The organism is Nitrospira sp. BLG_1 (assembly GCF_047338595.1).
GTDB lineage: Bacteria > Nitrospirota > Nitrospiria > Nitrospirales > Nitrospiraceae > Nitrospira_D.
On sequence record NZ_JBLFBO010000001.1, the window covers coordinates 157,253 to 180,030 of the forward strand.

The following is a 22,778-nucleotide window of genomic DNA, read 5'->3' on the forward strand; positions in this document are numbered from 1 at the left end:
TCCACCTCATTTCTTTGGACCGGACGCAGACGTGCAGGTATTAATTCCCAACAATGTGAACAGCGGGCAATACCCCACCGCCCCGGTCAATAATAGAATCGCCCCCACCCCAAGCGCTATTCCGGACATCGCACCAGAAAGCCCCCCAAAGAGGCCGGCCATAATCGCCAGCGCTCCCGCTCCAATGCGTATCGGTCGTTCGATTCCCCCCACATTACATGTCATGTCGTTCCCTCCTCGTTTCCTCACGGACAACCATTCCATTTCTGCATCCGGCTTGTATGAGACACCTCCGAGTTATTGGATTCATCTTTATGGTTGCCCGGGAGACTCGATCCGAAATGTGCGCACATAGGCCAATACATCCCAGATTTCTTCATCCGAGAGAGCATGTTTCCAAGCGCCCATGACCGTGTTGGGCTTCCCGTCGTGAATTCGACGAAACAGCGACCCATCCAGCCGGCTCTGGACCGCGAGCGATGTGAGGTCTGCCGGAGGTGGGACGAACTGCAATCCTCGTACGCCTCTCCCGTCGATTCCATGACAGAGCATACAGGTGTTTACGTAAATTTCCCGTCCGGTGACTGCATCCCCTTCTTTGGCAAGAACCCCGGATTGTTTGACCCCAAGATTACTGAATCCCAGTCCGCACAGTCCGGCCACCAGTGCGCACAACACCGTCCCTTGCATCGTTCTACGCATATCTTGTCCTTTCCCCTTCGATGAAACCTTGCGATGACTGTGCCACTATCTCGTAGGGAGAAGGAGAGCTTTCTCTCGATTCATCGAGGGGTTATCGGACAGATTCTTCGGTGTCGGTCAGATCGACACCGAAGAATGGAGACAAATGCCACTAGCCTGCTGACCGACTGGCGCAGGATGCTACAGTGGGTAACCCGAGATTGGCGTTTGTGTCTGAAGTCTGTGTTTCAGGTTCCAAGTTTCATGTTTCAAGTTGTAGGAGTAGCCCCTAGAAACCTGAAACTCGAAACTCGCAACGCTGAATCAGCCGATCGTGGCTTCCAGTGTGACCGCGGCCTTCATGGAGTTGGAAATCAGACAATTATGCTCTGCTTTTTCAATGAGTTCCTTCGCTTTGGCTGCATCACTGCCAGGCTTCAAGGTAATAGAAGGCCGGATGGTGATCGCCGTGAATTGAAATTTCCCCTCCACGATCTCCAGCCGTCCTTCCGCCGTACTCTCGTACGAGGTAAAAGCAAGACCGGCTCGTTCTGCAACGGCGAGAAATGTCGTCATCAAACAGACGTTGGCCGACGCCACGAAGAGGTCTTCGGGAGACCAGATGTTCTCATGCCCCTTGAACTCCGGTGGGGTCGCCACCTGCACATCGGGTTTCCCTGCACAGGAGATCGTGCCCTTGCGCTGTTCTGTCCACTTCACCGAGGTCTGATACAGATAGACTTTGCTGCGAACGTCCATGGCAACCCCCTTCAATCGTGATCTTACGTACTACTCACCCCTTACCCCTCACGTTTCACCTCTCACGGTTTAATATAGACCCAGCCTTGCTCTTGTCTCTCCACCAGCCTCACGATTGCCGGCACGGTGTCGCCGACTTCATCGATGAGATCTTCTCTTGTCACCTTCATCGTCTTCATGGTGTTCGAACAGGCCGTGTAGTGCACACCGTACGTTTTCCGAAGCTCGCTCAGCTCCGCAGCAAACGGCGTACCCTTCTTGATGAGGATCGGAAGCCCAGCCCCATGCACGACCAGCTCGACCGTGAGACTCTGCGACGAAAACTCCTGATAGAGATTCTTGATATTGTTGAGCGCACCACGTTGGACTTTTTCATCACCAGAATTCAGATGGAGCACGACACGATGGGGCCGGCCGCTTTCAGATACCACATCATCCCCCGCCCCCCAGGCTGGTTGCCCGGGCATCATGAATGTCGTGCACACGAGGAAAAGCAGCAGCCATATCAACGTTCGAGGGTGTTTTCTCACTGGTTCATACCTCCGTCATTCCGCTCCCACCATCTTGTTCACCCAATCACCGGCCACATGTGTCATCGCAACGACGCACAGCGCAATGAACAGATGCTCACCGATGACCTTCCACGGAGCAATTCCTTGTGCTTGAGCGACGAAAAAGCTGAGCACGGTGAGTAAGAATAGCCCCCACACGATGCTCATGACAATCGCGTGCTCGAGCGGACCGAAAAGGACGGGAACGACAAACGTCAAGGAAACCAAGAACTTCGCAGCAAAGGTGGCGAGCGTAGCCTCCCAGATCAGCCTGGTCGGACCGCTGTTCTTCGACTCTTCGGACACATGGATGCCGAGCGCATCCGACATGGCATCGGCGATGGCGATGGTCAGAATGCCACTGATCACGATCGCACGGGAATGGGTACCGGAATGCAGTCCGACCATCAACCCAAGAGTGGTAATGACCCCTGATGTTAACCCAAAACTGATCCCCGTTTTCCAGGAAGCCTTCATGCTGTTTCGTGAATTCCCACTGGATTGGGGCGGTCAGAGTAGGTGTGAAGAAGTGACACCGACCTCATCCTCCGATAGATATCCCCTCTCCCCATAGTCATTTCTCTTACGATCAGTGTGCCATACCCTCACAACAGATGACATTGATCTCTCCTGATCTATCAAACCTTGCATGGCCTTGCGGAACCGCACACTGCGCACGCTGATTGAACGGATCGGGCCGACGACTAAAGCTTCAAGATATCTTCTTCAACTGCCGAAAGATACGATGGACTTTGTCCTTAGGACCCAAAGGTTGAGGCTGACCTGAACACGTGATGGTGAACAAGTTTGTTGTATTCCGTCAAGGAACATACACCGTCGAGCGTATCTTGGGCCCTATTGGAACAGTTGAAGTTATTGGAGGTTGTTACTAAGGGACGATAAGCTATTTCTCGGAGAACGATAGTTGCGAACTGAGCATTTTTCTGTTTGTTTGAAGACGAGAATTACGACCTAACAAAGATGTCGAAACCTCCGGTGTTTCTCAGTCTTAGTGATCTCTTTGAATTCACATGCCGGCGCAATCCAGACGCGCTTGCCTATGCTCTTGTTCGTGACAGTCTCGAGCTTGAAAGCCAGCTGACCTACAGACAGCTTGAAGGCCAAGTGCGTTCACTGGCCTACCGGCTTGCGCACGAGGTCAAACCAGGAACCAGAGCCCTTCTTCTTTATCCGCCAGGCCTTGATGTCACCTGTGCGTTTTGGGCATGCGTGTACGCTGGTCTTATACCGGTTCCAGCTCCCGCCCCCGACCCCATCAGAATGAAACACAGTGTGCCGAGACTGCGCAACATTATTGACGATGCTCAGGCATCCCTCATCCTCACAAACTCGAGCATCATGGCTCTGTCTTCTGAATGTTCGCTCCCCCAAAATATGGGCCCGGTCACCTGGATGGCAACAGACCAGCTAGTAGCTGATGCGACCGACTCCATCTCGATTGACATGCCGAGACTAGACAGCAGCGCCCTTGCCTATTTGCAATACACCTCTGGGTCGACCGCCTCTCCTCGCGGCGTTGTGATCAGCCATGGAAATGTGCTGGCTCATTGCAAAGCCCTCACGTTAGCCGGGCAGGTAGAGGACAGCAGTCGGTCGCTCTGCTGGTTGCCGTATTTCCATGACTATGGACTGCTGCATGGAATCATTGCACCGTTCTACGCAGGCATTCCCGCCTATCTGATGTCGCCCATCACGTTTCTCCGACGACCATTGCGCTGGTTGGACGCAGTGGCTCGATTCGCGATTACCCACAGCGGTGGACCGAATTTTTCCTACGACGCGTGTCTCAGAGCCGCACATCAACAGTCGGGCTGGCTAGCCGATTTGAGCAGCTGGAAGGTCGCCAGCTGCGGCGCTGAACCTATCCATCCGGATACGGTGAGGCGGTTTATCGAAACCTTTGGTCCACGAGGATTCAAGTCGTCAAGCTTTTCCCCGGCCTATGGCCTGGCTGAAGCCACATTGCTCGTGACGATGAAGCCTGTTCCGGTTGAACCGATGTTCCTGACGGTTGATGCGGAGGCTCTGGCCGACTCCATCGTGAAAGAGTCGGTTCCATCAAATCGTGGAACTCGGACGTTGGTGGGATGCGGGGAACCGCTCGAAGAAACTTGCGTCAAGATCGTGAACCCAACAACGCTGCTGGAGTGCCCCTCGGATGTCGTAGGTGAGGTGTGGTTGTCTGGCGCTGGAATCGCTTCTGGATACTGGGAAAAGCGCGACGAAACAGAGGCGACATTTAATGCCACACTTGCGGCGTCAGGGGATGGGCCCTATTTACGGACCGGCGATCTCGGATTCCTTCACCGTGGGGAGCTGTTCCTCACAGGGCGCATCAAAGACCTGATCATTGTTCGAGGACGGAACTACTACCCTCATGATCTAGAATGGACCGCCCAACAAGCGCATACAGGTTTGCGACGTGGATGTGGAGCAGCATTCTCGATCGAAAGCGAGACTGGGGAACGGGTGGTGCTGGTCCATGAGATCGAGAAACAGGTGTCTGATTCAGATCTCACGAATATCGTGAACTGCATCCGTCGCGTGCTGGCCGACGAGTATGAGCTCGAAATCCACACGGTGGTGCTCGTTAAGTCCGGCACAATCCCAAGAACCTCCAGTGGGAAAATTCAGCGGGGTGCCTGCCGAGCCGCCTATGAGTCCGGACAGCTGACAGTCGTCAGATCCAGCACGCTCGACGAGGGCCTACAATCTGAAGCCGATGGGGTACCGGAGGAGGGTCCTCAAACCTCTATTGAGAAGAGTTTGGCCGACATCTGGCAGGAAGTCCTTGGTGGACCTCAACCACATCGTCATGCGAATTTCTTTGGGCTTGGAGGCAATTCACTCCTCGCAGCACAGGTGGTCGCGCGCATACTCGACCAGTTCCACGTTGAACTCCCCATCAGCCTGCTCTTTGAATGTCCAACCTTGTCTGCGCTGGCCGCCCGAATCGAGGAGGGACGCGCCAATCCACATGACCTAGGTCCGGTCGTAGGGAGTGGCAACAGGCAACAGGTTCCCGCCGTTCCACTTTCCTCATCCTCCACACGGAAAGGCAGAATTCCTCTCAGCCCAGCACAACAGCGGCTGTGGTTTCTGGAGCAAGTGCATCCAGGAAGCGCAATCAACCATATTTCCATGGCGGTGCGGATTCGGGGGCCAGTGAGCCAAGAAGTGTTGGAACGATCCGTACGGGCAATCGCATTGCGTCACGAGACTCTTCGAACCCGCTTCGGCTCGGAACGAGGTCAGGGATTTGCGGAAATATTCTCTGAAGAGACCGTCACAATCGAACGGCAAGATTTCCAGGAAGTGGATCATACAGAGCGAGACGCTCACGTTCGGCACTTCTTACGAACAGAGAGAACCCGACCATTCGACTTACGAAAGGGACCGCTCTTTCGGGTGACCCTGCTGGCGCTTGAACCCGACGTGCATATCCTGGCACTGACGTTCCATCGGCTCGTCGCCGACGGATGGTCGCTGCGTATCTTCTGGAATGAATTAACTCTGCTGTGGGAGGCCGGTGGTGACGCACAGCACGCTCGACTTCCGACCTTGACCGTTCAGTATGCGGATTATGCCGATTGGCAAAAGGCCTCGCTTGACCATGGCCTTCGAAAAGCCAACCGGGCCTACTGGTCCAGGCAGCTGAGCGACACCAACCCGCCCGCAGAACTTCCCATCGATCGACAACGACTGCGAACACGCACGTTTGAAGGAGGTGTGCGGTTCCGATCCCTTTCTCCTCGACTTGTGGCCGATCTTGACCGCTTCTGCCAACAGCATAGCGCCACTCCCTTCATGGTGCTGTATGCCGTCTTTGCGATATGGCTGCATCGCTACACACAAGAGTCGGATATCGTGATCGGCTCGATCGTGGCCGGTAGGCGTCGGAGAGAGTTCGAAGATATGATGGGGTACTGCGTCAATACGGTGGCGTTACGGTCTGAACTGTCCGAGGGGCTGACCGGCCACGAGTTGTTGAAGCAGATACGCCGTGTAGTGATCGAGGCCTATGACCATCAGGATCTCCCGTTTGAAGAAGTGATCGAGGCGTTGTCGTTACAACGAGCACGTCAACTGTCTCCACTGTTCAACGTGATGATGGTGTGTGAAGACGACCCCTTGTCCACGCTCAGCATCAAGGATCTTGAGATCACTCATCTCCCCTGGGAACCGACGGCATCAGAGTTCGACCTCGTGTTGATGGTGTTCAACAGGATTGATGGCCTGGATCTGGCGTTTCTCCATGATTCCACGATTTTTGAAGAATCGACGATCGACCGAATGTTGGGACAGCTGGAGATTCTTCTTCATGAGTTTCTCACGAAACCTGAGGCCCGGCTCGATCAACTTTCATTGCTGACCCCCGAAGAGAAAGGAAACGTTCACCTGACTTGGAACGAACCACCTTCTTGGACCTCCGGTATTCATACGCTCATCGAGGCGCAGGTCAAACGGACTCCCCATGCGCCCGCTGTGACCTGTGGAGATCAGTCGCTGAGCTACCAAGAGCTGAACCGGAGAGCGAATCGAGTCGCGCTCGCGCTACGGACGCTTGGAGTGGGTGCAGATGTCCCAGTGGGTCTCTGTGTCGATCGCTCGGTGGACGCCCTCGTGGGTCTCTTGGGCATTCTCAAGGCCGGGGGAGGATATGTTCCCCTGGATCCATCCTTCCCCAGCCACCGCCTCCAGCTCGTGCTAGAAGACGCAAACGTGGAGATCTTAGTGACTCAGGCGAAGCTCCGTAGTCATTTCCAGACTTTCCGCGGCCACATGTGTGACGTGGAGACACTTTCCACATCCGCGCTGGGCGGGACAGAGGATGAGGACCTTGCACACTCCGTTTCCCCGGATCAGCTCGCCTATCTCATCTACACCTCCGGCTCGACTGGGAACCCGAAAGGTGTGGCCGTGCCGCACGGCAGTCTGATGACCTCTCTTCACGCCAGGCTGCAGTACTATCAGGAACCGGTATTGCGTTCCTTACTGACCTTCTCACTGGCCTTCGATGGGTCGGTGACCGGCATCTTTTGGACATGGCTCCAGGGAGGGGAACTGATCATCCCATCAGAGACTACCCATCGTGATCCCACACAGCTTGCTGCGCTCATCGAGCATCATCACGTCTCACACGTGGTGTGGGTCCCTTCTTTGTACCATGCGGTCCTCGGTGACGCATTGGATGGGCAGCTGGAATCGCTTCGTGTCGTCATCACAGCCGGGGAAAGTCTTCCCCTTGAGCTTGTGAGACGACATTACCAGCTCCTGCCGTACGCCACCCTGTACAACGAATATGGGCCAACGGAGGCCACGGTCTGGTGTAGCGTCTATCAAACTACCCGAGAGGAAACAGCGGCCCGAGTACCGATCGGCAAACCCATCCCCCATATGCAGCTCTATGTGCTGAATGAGCATTTACAACTGATGCCCATCGGCATACCAGGAGAACTCTATATCGGGGGAGAGTGTTTGGCTCGCGGCTATGTCAACCAACCGGAGTTGACCCAGGAGCGATTTCTTTCGAACCCCTATGTGGTTGGCACCAGACTGTATCGAACCGGTGACCTGGCACGATACCGTGCCGACGGCAACCTAGAATTTATTGGACGGATAGATCAGCAAGTCAAACTGCGTGGGTATCGGATCGAACTGGGAGAAATCGAGTATGCGCTGAGTAACTTCCCGGGGATTCATCACGCGGCGGTGCTGCTTCGGGAGGATAAGCGGGACCAGCACCGGTTAGTCGGCTACATTGCAGGCGAATCATCGCTGAAAGACAAACTTGAGGCAGTTCGCGGTTATCTCGTCTCACGATTACCGAACTATATGGTGCCCTCCGTCATACTGTGGCTCGACACGATGCCGCTCAGTGCGACGGGCAAGGTGAATCGACGCGCGCTTCCCGCTCCTGAATACACAGCCAATCACGCCGCGGCGAGGGTTGCCCCAAGAAACCCTGTTGAAGAGTCCCTGGTGGAACTGTGGAAATCTCTGCTGGAGGTCCCGGAGGCCGGCGTCCGTGATCACTTCTTTGAGCATGGAGGCCATTCGCTGTTGGCGACTCAGTTGGTCTCCCGAATCCGCGAACTCTTCGAGGTTGAAGTTTCGCTCTCCGCGCTGTTTGAACGACCGACGATCGCGGCGTTGGCCGAAGAAGTGACACGGTTGCGTCAGAGTGAGCAGAAGGTTCCGAGGATGCCGGCGATCACACCGGTACCAAGAGACCAGCCGCTCCCCCTTTCCTATTCTCAGCAACGTATGTGGTTGATGTATCAGCTGGCACCCAAGAGCACGGCGTACAACATGCCATTTGCGTCGAGACAGATGGGGCAGCTCAACAAAACTGCTCTCAGGAAAACAATCGATGCGATCTGCAGCCGCCATGAGGCGTTTCGAACGACGTTCATGATGAGTAGGGAGGGACCGGTCCAAGTCATCCACCCCTTTCGTCCTCCTCATTGGGTCGAAGTGAGTCTCGAGCACTTGCCGTCCGACGCGCGACAACAGGAGGCGGCTCGCCTGGTGGAGCAGGAAGCCCACCTACCATTCGATCTTGAGAAAGGCCCCTTGGCCCGGTTCAAGCTTATCGAGGTCGAGCCCGAAGACCACGTGCTGATGCTGACCATGCATCATATTATCGGAGATCAGTGGTCGTTCGGGATCATCGGGTACGAGTTTGCTGTCTTCTACAACGCGTTTTGCCGGGGAGACGTTCCTTCCGAAAGACCGATTCCTCTTCAGTATGCCGACTACGCGGTCTGGCAGCGTCGCTGTCTGACCGATGATTGGCTCGGCGCGCAAGCTGCGTATTGGCAAAAGAAACTGGAAGGGCTTTCAAAGCTCTCGTTGCCGACCGATCATCCACGGCCCGCGATTCAGACATTTAACGGCGCACATTGCATGCTGGAGTTGCCCGCGTCATTGATCGAGCGACTGAAGCAATTCAGCTCGGAGCACAATGCCACGGTGTTCATGACCCTGCTGACCTGTTTCCAGATCCTCTTGAGTCGCTATTCCGGCCAACCTGATATTGCCGTAGGATCTCCGATCGCGAACCGGACACAATCCGCCGTCGAGTCGATCATCGGATCGTTCGTCAACACGCTGGTCTTGCGCACCGATCTGTCCGGTAATCCAACCTTCCTCGAAGTGATGGCACGAGTGCGTTCCACAGCGCTAGAGGCCTACGCCAATCAGGACTTCCCGTTCGATAAACTGGTTGAGACCATGCACTCTTCACGTGACCATAGTTCGGCCCCGTTGGTGCAGGTCCTCTTCAACGTCCCGAACGCTCCGATCGGAGAGATTAATGTCCAAGGGTTGAGTTGGGTCCCGTTTGAAGTTGAAACGCAAGCCGCCCAGTTCGACTTGAGCCTGACGGTCGAAACGGAGTTCTCCCGAAAAGCGTATTTGACGTTTAACACTGATCTTTTCGATCCACAGACCGCCCAACGGATGCTGGAACAGTACAGGGTCCTGCTCCAGAGCGCATTAGCCAACCCCCAAAGCAAGTTGTCCGAGCTCCCGACATTGACGGTGCCCGAGCGGCAGCAGATGTTGCAGGACTGGAATCACACGCAGCGGACATATCCTCGGTCTGAATGTTTTCCTCAACTGTTTGAAGCACAGGTCGAGCAGACACCTGAGGCCGTCGCCCTGTCGATGGGACAGAAGACGCTGCGCTACGGCGAACTCAACGCGCAGGCTAATAAGCTGGCGCGCCACCTCCAAACGCTGGGTGCCAAGCCTGGGGTGACGGTAGGTATCGGGCTCGAGCGATCCTTAGAGATGGTGATCGCGTTGCTCGCCGTGTTCAAAACCGGTGCAGCCTATGTCCCTCTCGACCCAGAATTTCCACGGGATCGGCTCCGGTTTATGGCACAGGATGCGTCCGTCGCCGCGGTGCTGACGACCACCGACGTCTCCGATCGGTTCGACGCACGCACCTGCCGTTTGCTGTGTCTCGATCGCGAGCACGAGCGCATCGCGCAGGAAGCCGACCACAACCTTGGCCCGATCGCGACGCCACACGACCTCGCGTACATCCTGTACACCTCGGGTTCGACGGGACAACCCAAAGGCGTGGAGATACCTCACCAGGCTCTCGTGAATTTCTTGTGGTCGATACGACAAGAGCCGGGATGTTCGGCTCGAGATATCATGCTCTCCGTCACGACCATTTCTTTCGATATCTTCGGGTTGGAACTGTATGTGCCGTTGCTGGCCGGAGCCCGTGTCGAGATCGCAAGTCGAACCGTGGCGATGGACGGACGGCAACTGCGGACCCTCTGCGAAGCGGTACAACCGACGATGATGCAGGCGACTCCGGCAACATGGCGCATGCTGATTGAGGCCGGATGGCTGGGCAGTGAACAGCTAACGGTACTCTGCGGCGGAGAAGCCCTCCCTCCTGATTTGGCAATGCAAATATTAGAGCGGTGCTGTGCCTTGTGGAATATGTATGGCCCGACCGAAACGACAATCTGGTCCACGATCGAGAAGATCGAACGGGCCGATCGGGAGATCACCATCGGGAAGCCCATCGCCAATACGGACATATACATCCTGGATCAATACCTCCAACCGGCTCCGATTGGTGTGTCCGGGGAACTCTATATCGGAGGCCATGGGTTAGCCCGAGGTTATCGCGGACGGCCTGAGCTGACCCAAGAGCGGTTTATCCCCCATCCATTTTCTCCAGACCCCCTCGCCAAACTGTACCGAACGGGAGACCTGGCTCGGTATCGAGCTGACGGGCGCATCGTGCATCTGGGGCGAATGGATAACCAAGTCAAGATCAGAGGATTCAGAATTGAATTGGGAGATATTGAAGCGGCCCTAAGCCGCCATCAAGCCGTCCGCCAGGCAGTCGTCACCGCAAGGGAAGATCAGCAAGGGATCAAGCAGTTAGTGGCCTATGTCGTCTGCCAAGATGGCCTTGTACCAAGCCAGGCAGATCTTCGCTCCTACCTCCACGCACAGATTCCAGATTACATGGTCCCTTCGCTCTTCGTATTTCTGACAGAACTGCCGTTGACTGCCAATAACAAGGTCGACAGGAAGGCATTGCCGCCTCCGGCTTCCGCTCCCCCGACTACCGCTGGTCATGTTCGGCCGACAGATCGAATGGATGTACAAATGGCAGTTTTGTGGGAACAGGTGTTTGGGACGAATCACATCGGCATTCATGACAACTTTTTCGATCTTGGCGGCCATTCCCTCAAGGCGACCCAGCTCTTCTACATGATTGAACAGGTCTATGGGCGCCAGCTTCCGCTCTCCACCCTGTTTCAAGCACCGACCATTGCCGCACTCACATCGCTCCTTGCACAAGGGCAGTCGCCATCGCCATGGCAATTTTTGGTCGCCATGCAGCCCAGGGAATCGGGCCTCCCGATGTTTTTGGTTCCAGGGGTAGACGGCAATGTTATATGGTTTGCTCAATTGGCGAAGTACTTGAGCCACGCTCACCCCGTCTACGGCTTACAGGCGAGAGGTGTCGATGGAAAAGCAGAGCCATTCGCCTCAATTCAGGAGATGGCAGCGCAGTACATTACTGAAATTCGCACCTGCCACCCACAAGGACCCTACGTCATTGTCGGCGGATGTGTCGGAGGGCTGGTCGCCTATGAGATAGCCCAACAATTGGTCAAGCAAGGTGCAGTGGTCGTCTTGATCATCATCAACAGCTGGCTTCCGACTTCATACAGCTCGTACAAGCATAAGTATGGGCTGCTACCCGGACTGACGGTCCCGTTGGGAATTCTTTGGAAGACCATGAGCGTATTTAGTGAACTCCGGCATATGCCGATAAAAGCTCGGTGGTCGGTCGTGCGTCGAAAAATCACGACACTCCTGTCACTGTTCCGAAAACCGCCGGAAAGTAATCCGAAAGTCCGTCAGCGCAAACGCGTTGAACGATCAATGTTCCAAGCGGCTGCGAACTACGCGGTGCTTCAATATCCAGGACGCATTCTGACCTTCGTGGCCTCCCAACGAGTCGACCCACAAGATACCAGATATGCGTGGAGAGAACTGGCAGACGGTGGGTGCCAAACCGTCGAGATTGCAGCTCGCTATACGGGAGAACTCGTTGAATCGCCGCATGTTGAAAAAATATCCTCCCATATTTGTCGCTATGTGGCTGAATATTTTTCCGATACACCCATCTCATCTCGTGATAAAGCTGCGTGATAGCTACGCCCTTCCTGTGCGTTGGCTGAACCACGAAGACGGGGCAAGAGTCTGGATGCCACTGTGCTGATCTCGTTTAAGCCAATTGATCGCCTCGCCGATACAACCCTGCAGGGTCATATCCAGCTTGAACCGAACGCCGTGCACCTCTGGGGGATTGAACTTGAGGGGTCGTCATGGTGCATGACGCGATGTTCGGAGTGGCTGGATGAAGCAGAGCGTCAGCGCGCAACCCGCCTTGTTCGAGAAGATACCAGGCGGCAATACGTACTGGCTCACGGAGGCCTCAGAGCCGTACTAAGCCGATACCTTGAAGTCAGCCCCGATGAAGTCTCACTGGGACGTACAGAGGCAGGCAAGCCCTTTGTGGCGAGAGATGTACGGGGACATTCCGCAATTACCTTTAATTTATCCCATGCCCATAACCGGGCGCTCATTGCCGTCTCGAAGGCCCAGGAGGTCGGCGTCGATCTTGAATTGGTTCGTTCCAACATCGAGGTTGTGAACCTATCCGAACGCTACTTTGCCCCCTCCGAACATACCGTGATTACGCACGCAACCGAAGCGCAGCGTGCCATGATATTTTTCCGCTATTGGGTCGTGAAAGAAGCGGTGCTGAAGGCGGAAGGTATCGGGCTCCGTGGACTGTCTGACTGCGAGGTCGTCCTCGGCCAACATGAACTCAACAGGGATGTTCGGGTCCGCTTGGGTTCACGGTTCACAGCCCCGCTTCAGGTATGTCTTCTCTCTTGCGGGGAAGGATGGGAAGCCGCAGTAGCTGCGCAGGACTTAGACGTTATGAAGCAGGGCGGATAGCACAACCGGAGCCGTCGCTCCCTTCGTCTTGCCTCAATCACATTGAGCGGCGGCAGGTGGGTGAGTGTCCAACGCATTCCCTGAGCCACACCGTGATCTGATCAAGCAACGCAGCAACTGCTCGATTGGCAGCAACCACACCACCATAGGCGTTTTCGCTCGGTGCAGGTTCAATGGCTTCAAAGCGCTGCATCCCCACGATCATGGATAGCTTAAGGTCCACCAACTGAGCACGCGCCGTCACTCTGACGCGGCTAGGCTGCTGAAAAAATTCCTGCTGCAGGGCAAATCCATAGACATCGAGCCGATAATCACCCGGCACCAAGCTTGGCAACAACACGACGTCACGCCAGATGCCGCTCTGACTCAGGCTCTGAGCCAACAAGGGGGCAACCATGTTCGCCGGTGTATCGGCCCATTGATTCGCAGCAAAATACTCCAACTCGTAGGGTCGCTTGAGGTAGACCATTCGAGGGGTTTCAAATCCGGGTTCGGCTTGAGGAGGACTCAACTGAACGACAGGGCTATTCCCATCGGCAGCGTGCACCTCCCTCTGTGCTCCCTCAAGACTCAATTGATAGGTGTGAGCCGCTTCAGACCCGCCGCGGACTGAAATGCAGCCGCTCGTGACCAGCGCCAATACCACACAGCTCGCGTGGACGATCCGATAAGAAATCATACCCTCTTCACAACTGTTCGCTCTCTAACCGGCTCATTCTCCGGGCCCGCGCGATGGGGTCTTTCGTCCAAACACCAGTGAGCTTGGCTCCCGTTCTAACTCCCGCGCCACGCGCGTCAATGTACTGGTAAGCTGCCTCAGTTCCGTCACCAATTGACCAGCTTCGGGCAGGGTCCTTTTGGTAAATTGCTGCAGCTCTGGACGGGCCTCATTCACCACCGTTCCCACGGTTTTTGTGGTCTTCGCAAGCTCCTCGGTCGCCACATCCATGGCTTTCACGCTCTTGTTGATCTCCGTGAGCAAGGGAGGAACCTGTGCATTCAGCGACGCCGTCAGCTTGGTTAAATTCTCGGCACTTTTGGCTGCGCCGGTTAGACTGTGCTCAATCTGAACCTTATGGCCGGCAAGTGTCTGGGCCACATCCGAGAGATCTTTGATGGTCTTCGTCAGCATGGTGCGATTGTCGTCGTTCAACACATTCGCCACCCCTTTGGCCGCCAGATCAAGATCGGCCAACAGCTGCCCCAGCCCCTCTTCCGAGAGCAGGCGAGAGGCCGTCTTATCCAAGCGAGAAAATAAAGAGGGGCCCGTCTTGATCACCGGATAGGTCTGTCCCGCTTGGGTTTGCAACACGGGAGCCTCACGGCTCCCTCCGGTCAAATTGATCGTGGCAAGGCCCGTCAGCCCCTGAGTTTCAAGCATGGCAATGGTATCGGTCTTCACCGGCGTGCCTCGCACAATATCCAATGTCAGTACGACTTCCTCGGGATTGTCGGCACGCAGAGCAATGGCCTTCACCCGACCCACATCGACCCCACGATACTTCACGCTGGAGTCGACACTGAGCCCTGCCACTGATTCCGTCATGTAGGCCTCGTATCGATCGTACGACCCGCGGTAATCGCTCTTCCCCAACCAGAGAATACCGGAGAGAATCGCCGCGCTGAGCAACGCCACGAACGAACCGACGACGATGTAGTTGACCTTTGGTTCCATCTGTTCTGTGTTCCGTCGCTCGTCATTCACGAGCGCCCGAGGGCGCGGTGTTGAGTTGACAGTACACCGCCTACGTAGCACTCACAATGAAAAACGTCCTAGAGCAATGCCTCACACCTGACGACTGTGGCCATTCTGGGCTGCCTGTTCACGGGCGGAGCGCCCACGAGGGCCATGGAAATAATCCCGGACGATCGGGTCATCGGACCGAGCCAATTCTTGCATGGTGCCAATCCCCAGCACCGCTCCACGGCCGAGTACCGCCACACGAGTCGCGATCCCCCACAGGGAATCGAGGTCATGTGTCACCATGACCACAGTCAGCCCCAAAAGGCGCTTGAGTGAGAGCACGAGCTCATCAAATGCTGTCGCCACGATCGGGTCAAGCCCGGCCGTCGGCTCATCCAGAAACAATAACTCCGGATCCATCACGATCGCGCGTGCGAGGGCCGCTCGTCTTCGCATCCCCCCGCTGAGTTCGTTGGGATATTTCACGGCGCTGTCCGGCGGTAACTCCACCATCGCGATCTTAGCAGCGACGATATCGTGGATCAGACCGGCACTCAGTGTTGTATGCTCTCGCAACGGCACCGCGACATTTTCAGCCAGCGTGAGGGAACTGAACAGGCCGCCCTGCTGGAACATCACTCCGAATCGGCGATGAACGGGGTGGCCATCGCCCATCTCCAGTTTTCGGCTATCGAGTCCGAACAATCGTATCGTTCCGGATGAAGGTGTAACCAGGCCGATAATTTCACGCAGTAAGGTCGTCTTCCCGCAGCCATTGCCTCCGGCAATCGCAAAGATTTCTCCCCGCCTGATGGAGAGACTGATATCCTCATGGACAACAGCCTGTCCGAACTTTGTCGCGACATGACTGACTTCGATCACCGGTGTCTCAATATCCGTGGCAGACGGCTTCACGAACACTTCCCCATCCCATTCTGAAAGAGGTCACTGTTACATGCACAAACCGGTTGTTACTGATCCGCGACGGCATCCTCAACATTCAGGGGCATCGTGCTAGAGATCCCACCAGTTCAGCAGGATACTACAGATCGCATCAAATACAATGACGAGAAAAATCCCCTGTACGACGCTGATCGTCGTGTGACGACCAACATCATCGACTCCGCCTCTGATCTGAAATCCTTGGTAGCAGCCCACCAAGGCGATGAGTGCCGCAAAAAACGGGGCCTTCCCCAGCCCGATCAAGAAGTGTCGCACCGGAACAGCTTCCTCAAACCGAGCGACAAACTCGACGAAACTCACGTTGAGCTCCCCCAAGGCGATGAGCATCCCACCGAACACACCCACGACATCCGCATACACCGTCAAGAGCGGAAGGGCGATCACCAGGGCCAGCGCTCTCGGCAAGACAAGAAGATTCATAGGAGAGATCCCCAATGTCCGCACCGCGTCTAATTCCTCCGTCACTTTCATGGTGCCGATCTCGGCCGCATAGGCCGAGCCCGATCGACCGGCAATCAAGATGGCCACGATCAACGGTGCAATTTCTCGTAGCAGCGAGATGCCGACCAGATCCACGATAAAAATGTTCGTGCCGAACTTTCTGAGCTGCTCCGCACCTTGATAGGCAATGACGATGCCTACCAAAAACGTGAGGAGCCCGGTGATCGGCAACGCTCGCACGCCGTCCAGTTCGACGAACCGCAAGAGGGCCCGCCACCGGATCGAACGAGGGTGGACCAACGCTCGGCCGAAGGCAATGGTGCTTTCGCCAATAAATGCCAGTGCACGGGAGGCTGCTGCTTGTCGAGACTGCACCAGATGCGTGAGGCTCTCAACCCAGCTCGTACCACGAGCCACCGCCCCTTGGTCAGGCCGAGGCCACTGGAGCTGGACTTTCTGAAGCAGGTCTGCAAACTCCGGTCTCAGCCCTTGCGGAGCACTCCTCTGACCGTTACGAGGACTGTGCGTGAGACAACGTTGTAGCAAGAGCGCGCCTCCCGTATCCATGGCCGTCACACCCACGGTGTCGAATCGGACATCGGACCCATCGGGCCACCGAAGAGTTTGGATTTGCCGTTCCAGTTGTACCAGGTTCGGAAGCGTCCAGGCCCCTCGGCAATGAATCATAGACCTATCAACGGAGATCGTTGCCTGTTCCATGGGGTTCACTCTCTGTGCAGCGTATCTTGTGAAGCGTAAAACTCAGTCATTCGTCAATAGTCATTGGTCAATGAAGAATGACTGATGACTCATGACCACTCCTCAGCCTTGCGAGAGACGCTTCATGCTCGACGAGCGACTCAGCTGCTTTCCAGGATGGCCTTCAGCTCCGCCCCGGTAATCACCTCACGCTCCAACAAGAGCTTGGCCCCTTGCTGTAGCACGACCTTCTTGGCTTCCAGCAATTGCCGCACCCGTCCATACTGCTCATCGACGATCCGGCGCACTTCGCAATCAATTTCACGGGCGGTCTCTTCTGAATAATCACCCTTTTCCGACGCAACAGGGAGCTGAAGGAATTGCGGTTGTCGTTCTCGCTCCAGCGTGATCGTGCCGAGTTTCTCGCTCATACCGTAAGCCTTCACCATACTCTTCGCGATATCCGTGGCTTTGACGAGATCGTTCTGTGCTCCCGTGGAGGCCTCGCCGAAGATCGTTTCTTCGGCAATCCGCCCACCGAGCAACACCGCTACTTTATTCTCCAATTCTGATTTCGTCATGAGAAACCGGTCTTCCGTCGGCAATTGCAATGTATACCCGAGTGCCGCGACACCTCGAGGAATGATCGAGATTTTCTGCACCTGATCGGTGCCGGGGATGGACAGGGCCACCAGCGCATGGCCGGTTTCATGAAATGCAACCCGTTCTTTCTCCATCTTATTCAGGACGCGATTCTTCTTTTCCAACCCCGCGATGACGCGCTCGACCGCTTCCTGCAGTTCAGAGAGATGGACTTGATCCTTTCCACGGCGAACCGCCAGCAACGCCGCTTCATTGATCACGTTCGCCAGATCAGCCCCGGAGAAGCCCGGGGTCATGGCCGCAATCTGTTCCAAATCGGCCTCCTGGCTCAAGGCCACCTTCTTGGCATGAACACGGAGTACATCCAGACGCCCCTTTTTGTCCGGGCGATCCACCGTGACATGGCGATCAAACCGCCCCGCGCGCAGCAATGCGGGATCAAGAATTTCCGGACGGTTGGTCGCGGCCATGAGAATCACCCCGACCCGGGGATCGAATCCATCCATTTCGACCAATAACTGATTGAGTGTCTGCTCGCGCTCTTCATGCGCCATGGGTCCCACACCTCGGGCCTTGCCCAAGGCGTCCAATTCATCAATGAAGATGATGCAGGGCGCTTTGCCTTTGGCCTGTTCAAACAGATCACGAACCCTGGCGGCGCCCACCCCCACAAACATCTCGACAAACTCCGACCCGCTGATACTGAAGAACGGCACTTCGGCCTCGCCGGCTACGGCGCGAGCGAGGAGTGTTTTTCCGGTGCCCGGCGGGCCGACGAGCAGGATCCCCTTCGGAATCTTGCCGCCGAGCTTGGTAAACTTCTCCGGCGTCTTGAGAAACTCAATCACTTCGCGCAGCTCGTCTTTGGCCTCATCCACCCCGGCGACGTCCGCGAACGTCACTTTGATGTCCTTCTCCATATAGATCTTGGCCTTAGACTGACCGACCTGCATGAAGCCACCCTGGGCCTGGCCAAAACGCTTGAGGATAAAGAACCAAATCCCGACGAACAGGGCGACCGGGACTACCCACGACAGCACATCACGCCAAAATGTGGATTCAATCACACCGGCAAACGTGACTCCGTGTTTGTTCAATTCCCGGACCAAGTCCGGATCTTCGACTCGCACGGTCGCAAAGGATTTCTGTTCTTTCGACTCACCCTCGGGTTTCAGTTTGCCCGTCAGCACATGGTTGGCGACCGCGACCTCTGCGATCTTGCCGTCGGCCACCAGCTTTTTAAATTCACTGTAGGGGAGTTCTTCGACCTTATTGAAGGTATGAATGAGATCATGCACAAGCACAACGGCCATTATGGCCAACAACACATACCAGATAGAGAAAGACACTTTATTGTTCATCGCACCGCTCCACACTCCAGATGCCGGATCTGACCTGCACTGGGCTAAAACGTGAAATAGGCCCCGACCCCGATCGACTCGATCTTTTGATTATAAAATTGCCCATAGGGATTATGACCGTGGAAATAGGTCGCCATGATACGAAAGTGCCGGCGGGACCCCGTGCGAGACCATTCAAAACCACCGAGCACGTTCGTATTGACGATCCAACCCAGTTCCTCGTGCGACTTGAAATCTCCCGATAACACGGGCGTGAGGAGCAAGCGATTGAGGAACGGCTCCAGGATCCTGGTCCTCATCGATGGCGCCCGTGCCTCGAATCCCCATTGAACTCTTGTACGATCGATCGTCGCCGGCTCACGATGGACGAGCACCGCCGCTCCTCCATACAGACGAAGCCATCGGTAGTCATAGGATAGGATACCTTCCGCTTCCTCCAGGATGAAACTCGACGGTTTGATGTCCGGATGACTGCTCAAAAATTCATCACCGAGATGGCTGCTCTGGTGATAGTAGCGAAGCCTCGCCGACCAATTCCCCGACCGCCACGAAAGCGGGATCCCCACGTTAAAATCCGTGTTGATCAAGGCTGCATTCTTTTCATCCAGGTTGAATTGCGCAAAGACTCCCGTGAGCAGTCCCACTTGCCATCCGTTGCAGCCTTTCCGATTCGTGTAAAAGCCGAAATTCTCCCCGATGGCCACCGACCCCAGACTGAAGGAGGAATTGTCCGTCCGCGACCGCGACTGTTGCCAGATGGCAAAGAACTGCGGCTGCTTGGGATCCGCCATCAGGGGACGAAAGACATCGTCGGAGGGAAAAGCCTCGCTCGTCTCCCCGTCGTCATGATGATCATACCGACAATCGATGACTGTTGGTACCTTGGCCTCCTCCGGATTCTTTGGCTCGGGCTCATCCGCATAGGCGTACCCGACCAGCAAGAGCACCGCCCATCCCAAACCCATGACTCGTGAAGAATACGAAACCAACCGGCCCATATCTCTCTATCCTCCCGTCATGACGTGATTCTGCCTGACCGTTGAACGGCTTCTGAGGCCTATCCGATAGCATATTTATACGGCAATTTCACATGTTTTTGCTGCGAGCGGAGGGAGCGGCTCATAGAGGGAATGGCGACGGGGAGCCGTGAAAATCATTCACAGTGTTTGAACAAAATTCTGCCAGGATACGGCTTGGACTCCCGGCACCACCGCAACTTGGGCTTGGTCCACGTTGGGCTACTTGTTCAGACACGTGCTGCCATCCTCGCGAGAGGATGGTCCGAGGAGAATCTGTGCGGTGGAGATCCCGCAAAGGTGAGCTTCCTAACGTGGCACTTCATTTTTCTCACGATGCGTGCTCGCCTGGATAACGATGGCACAGAGCCAGCAGGCTGTTGACAAAGGCCGCCAGCGGCGTTCTCACGTCGCTCAGAGGCTCAACGTACGGGCCAGAGTACGATTCGCCCCTTCACTCGCTGCGGCCTTGCTGGACAGCCTTTCTGAACAGCCTGAGGGCCATCTTGATTCGGTCAGTCACCCTGAGGGCGGCCCGTTTGAGGATAGGCGTAGGGTTTGCCAACACTCTGCTAGAGAACTATACGCGTGCCTTCCGTCTCGCCGTTCCGGTCCATTTCCACTGCCGGATCTCCGGCATGTCTTCGCCGTGTTCGGCGATGTAGTGCTTATGTTCGATGCGCTTGTCGCGGAGGGCCTGCCTGGTGTAGTCGGCCTGCGAGCCGCGCAGGCCGATGCGATCGATGACGTCAGCGACGAGGTGAAACCGATCAAGATCGTTCATCACTGCCATGTCGAAAGGTGTCGTCGTCGTCCCTTCCTCTTTGTATCCTCGCACGTGCAGATTCTTGTGATTGGTTCGACGATAGGTCAATCGGTGAATCAGCCAGGGATAGCCGTGAAAGGCGAAGATGATCGGCTTGTCCGTCGTGAAGAGCGCATCGAAATCCTTGTCGGGCAATCCGTTCGGATGTTCAGCGGATGGTTGCAGCTTCATCAGATCCACCACGTTGACGACCCGCACTTTCACATCCGGCAGGTACCTCCGTAACAAGGAGACCGCCGCCAAGGTTTCCATCGTCGGCACATCGCCGCAACAGGCCATCACCACGTCCGGTTCGCCGTGGCGATCATTGCTGGCCCATTCCCAGATGCCGATGCCGGCGGTGCAATGCTTGACGGCAGCATCCATATCGAGCCATTGCGGCGCCGACTGCTTACCCGCCACGATGACGTTCACATGGTTGCGACTGCGCAGACAATGGTCGGTAACCGACAGCAGCGTATTGGCATCGGGTGGAAGATACACACGAATCACCTCGGCCTTTTTGTTGACCACGTGATCGATGAAACCGGGATCTTGATGGCTGAACCCGTTGTGATCCTGCCGCCAGACATGGGAGGACAACAAATAATTCAACGAGGCAATCGGCCGTCGCCAGGGGATGTGGTTGCAGACCTTGAGCCACTTGGCATGCTGGTTGAACATCGAGTCGATAATGTGGATGAAGGCTTCATAGCAGGAAAAGAAGCCGTGCCGGCCTGTCAACAGATACCCTTCCAGCCAACCCTGGCATTGGTGCTCACTCAGCATCTCCATCACCCGGCCATCTGAGGCCAAATGGTCATCATAGGAATATCGCTCCGCCATCCAGGCGCGGTTGGTGATCTCCAACACGTCCTGCCAGCGGTTGGAATTGTTCTCATCCGGACTGAAGAGGCGAAAGTTCCGACGCTCCCCGTTGAGTTTCATCGTATCCCGCAGAAACGCCCCCATGACGCGCGTCGCCTCGGCCTCGACGCCGCCCGGCTGCTTCACCGCAACGGCATACCGGCGGAAGTCCGGCAGACGCAAATCTTTTAACAGCAGCCCCCCGTTTGCATGGGGGTTGGCACTCATGCGACGCGCTCCTTTCGGAGCCAGCTCGGCGAGCTCCGGTTTCAATCGCCCGGCTTGGTCAAACAACTCCCCCGGCTTGTAGCTCTTCATCCACTTCTCAAGAATCTGGATATGGGCCGATTTGTCCATATCGCCCATCGGCACTTGATGGGACCGCCAATAATCTTCCGTCCGCTTGCCGTCGATTTGCGTGGGACAGGTCCAGCCTTTGGGAGTCCGGAGCACGATCATGGGCCACCGAGGCCGCTGCGTCGCACCGTTTCTGCGGGCGTCGGTCTTGATCCGTTGAATATCGTTCACGGCGGTATCAAGCGTCGCGGCCATGAGCCGATGCATCGTCCGAGGATCGTGGCCTTCGACGAAATAGGGCGCGTACCCATATCCCCGAAAGAGTTGTTCCAGCTCGCTGTGGCTGATCCGGGCCAGGACTGTGGGATTGGCAATCTTGTAGCCGTTCAAATGGAGAATGGGGAGCACCACACCGTCTGTGACGGGATTCAGAAATTTGTTGGAATGCCAACTCGTGGCGAGCGGGCCGGTCTCTGCTTCGCCGTCGCCCACCACGCAGGCTGCGATCACATCCGGATTGTCGAACACCGCCCCATAGGCATGCGAGAGCGAGTAGCCCAACTCACCGCCTTCATGAATGGAGCCGGGCGTCTCCGGCGCCACGTGGCTGGGAATGCCTCCGGGAAACGAAAACTGCTTGAACAAGCCTTGCATACCCTGTTCGTCCTGCGAGACATCCGGATAGACTTCACTATAGGTGCCTTCGAGGTAGGCATTTGCGACAAGCCCAGGCCCTCCGTGGCCTGGTCCGGCGATATAGATCATATTGAGATCGTGTGCCTTGATGATCCGATTCAGATGCACATAGATGAAATTCAAACCCGGCGTGGTGCCCCAGTGGCCGAGCAAACGCGGCTTGATATGGGCGCGAGTGAGCGGGGTTTTCAGTAACGGATTGTCGTAGAGATAGATCTGCCCGACGGACAGATAATTGGCCGCCCGCCAATACGCATCCATCCGCTCGAGCAATTCCGAGTTCCGCGTTGTCGTCTTGGTTCGTGGCATACACTC

The 22,778-nt window shown here is 56.0% G+C and carries 14 protein-coding genes; 2 read left to right on the plus strand and 12 right to left on the minus strand.

Going from position 1 to position 22,778, the window contains the following annotated elements; all coding sequences use genetic code 11:
- Nucleotides 1-6 precede the first annotated feature (6 nt).
- The 5 genes from ACMTNU_RS00835 to ACMTNU_RS00855 form a co-directional block, all read right to left on the minus strand.
- Nucleotides 7-225: a DUF2892 domain-containing protein gene (locus ACMTNU_RS00835; protein WP_413933305.1), complete on the minus strand. Its 219-nt coding sequence runs from the start codon at nucleotides 223-225 to the stop codon at nucleotides 7-9.
- Nucleotides 226-312: 87 nt separating this feature from the next.
- Nucleotides 313-702, minus strand: a complete 390-nt coding sequence (locus tag ACMTNU_RS00840; protein WP_413933306.1) for a c-type cytochrome — start codon at nucleotides 700-702, stop codon at nucleotides 313-315.
- 303 nt (nucleotides 703-1,005) lie between these two features.
- A complete protein-coding gene (locus tag ACMTNU_RS00845; protein WP_413933307.1) occupies nucleotides 1,006-1,440 on the minus strand; it encodes an OsmC family protein in 435 nt (144 codons plus the stop codon).
- 62 nt (nucleotides 1,441-1,502) lie between these two features.
- Entirely contained in the window at nucleotides 1,503-1,970 is a 468-nt protein-coding gene (locus ACMTNU_RS00850; protein WP_413933308.1) for a DsrE family protein, read from the minus strand.
- Nucleotides 1,971-1,985: 15 nt separating this feature from the next.
- The gene (locus tag ACMTNU_RS00855; RefSeq protein ID WP_413933309.1) at nucleotides 1,986-2,468 is read right to left on the minus strand and encodes a hypothetical protein; all 483 of its coding nucleotides are present in this window, start codon (nucleotides 2,466-2,468) and stop codon (nucleotides 1,986-1,988) included.
- Nucleotides 2,469-2,972: 504 nt separating this feature from the next.
- Between ACMTNU_RS00855 and ACMTNU_RS00860 the strand changes: the two genes are divergently transcribed.
- Together ACMTNU_RS00860 and ACMTNU_RS00865 are read left to right on the plus strand one after the other, a co-directional pair.
- Nucleotides 2,973-12,215, plus strand: a complete 9,243-nt coding sequence (locus ACMTNU_RS00860) for an amino acid adenylation domain-containing protein (protein ID WP_413933310.1) — start codon at nucleotides 2,973-2,975, stop codon at nucleotides 12,213-12,215.
- A 63-nt stretch (nucleotides 12,216-12,278) separates the two neighbouring features.
- On the plus strand, nucleotides 12,279-13,031 hold the full coding sequence (locus ACMTNU_RS00865) for a 4'-phosphopantetheinyl transferase family protein (protein ID WP_413933311.1): 753 nt from the start codon (nucleotides 12,279-12,281) through the stop codon (nucleotides 13,029-13,031).
- Between the two features lie 37 nt (nucleotides 13,032-13,068).
- Here ACMTNU_RS00865 and ACMTNU_RS00870 read toward each other — a convergent pair whose 3' ends face one another.
- The 7 genes from ACMTNU_RS00870 to ACMTNU_RS00900 form a co-directional block, all read right to left on the minus strand.
- Nucleotides 13,069-13,710 (minus strand): ABC-type transport auxiliary lipoprotein family protein, encoded by a 642-nt coding sequence (locus tag ACMTNU_RS00870; protein WP_413933312.1) that lies wholly within the window; start codon nucleotides 13,708-13,710, stop codon nucleotides 13,069-13,071.
- A gap of 33 nt (nucleotides 13,711-13,743) precedes the next feature.
- Nucleotides 13,744-14,706 (minus strand): MlaD family protein, encoded by a 963-nt coding sequence (locus tag ACMTNU_RS00875; RefSeq protein WP_413933313.1) that lies wholly within the window; start codon nucleotides 14,704-14,706, stop codon nucleotides 13,744-13,746.
- Nucleotides 14,707-14,817: 111 nt separating this feature from the next.
- A complete protein-coding gene (locus ACMTNU_RS00880; RefSeq protein ID WP_413933314.1) occupies nucleotides 14,818-15,630 on the minus strand; it encodes an ABC transporter ATP-binding protein in 813 nt (270 codons plus the stop codon).
- Between the two features lie 99 nt (nucleotides 15,631-15,729).
- On the minus strand, nucleotides 15,730-16,839 hold the full coding sequence (locus ACMTNU_RS00885) for an ABC transporter permease (RefSeq protein WP_413933315.1): 1,110 nt from the start codon (nucleotides 16,837-16,839) through the stop codon (nucleotides 15,730-15,732).
- 140 nt (nucleotides 16,840-16,979) lie between these two features.
- Complete coding sequence (gene ftsH / locus ACMTNU_RS00890) at nucleotides 16,980-18,782, minus strand: ATP-dependent zinc metalloprotease FtsH (protein ID WP_413933316.1); 1,803 nt, start codon at nucleotides 18,780-18,782, stop codon at nucleotides 16,980-16,982.
- 44 nt (nucleotides 18,783-18,826) lie between these two features.
- Entirely contained in the window at nucleotides 18,827-19,780 is a 954-nt protein-coding gene (locus ACMTNU_RS00895; protein WP_413933317.1) for a DUF1207 domain-containing protein, read from the minus strand.
- 598 nt (nucleotides 19,781-20,378) lie between these two features.
- Complete coding sequence (locus ACMTNU_RS00900; RefSeq protein WP_413933318.1) at nucleotides 20,379-22,772, minus strand: phosphoketolase; 2,394 nt, start codon at nucleotides 22,770-22,772, stop codon at nucleotides 20,379-20,381.
- Nucleotides 22,773-22,778: the final 6 nt, after the last annotated feature.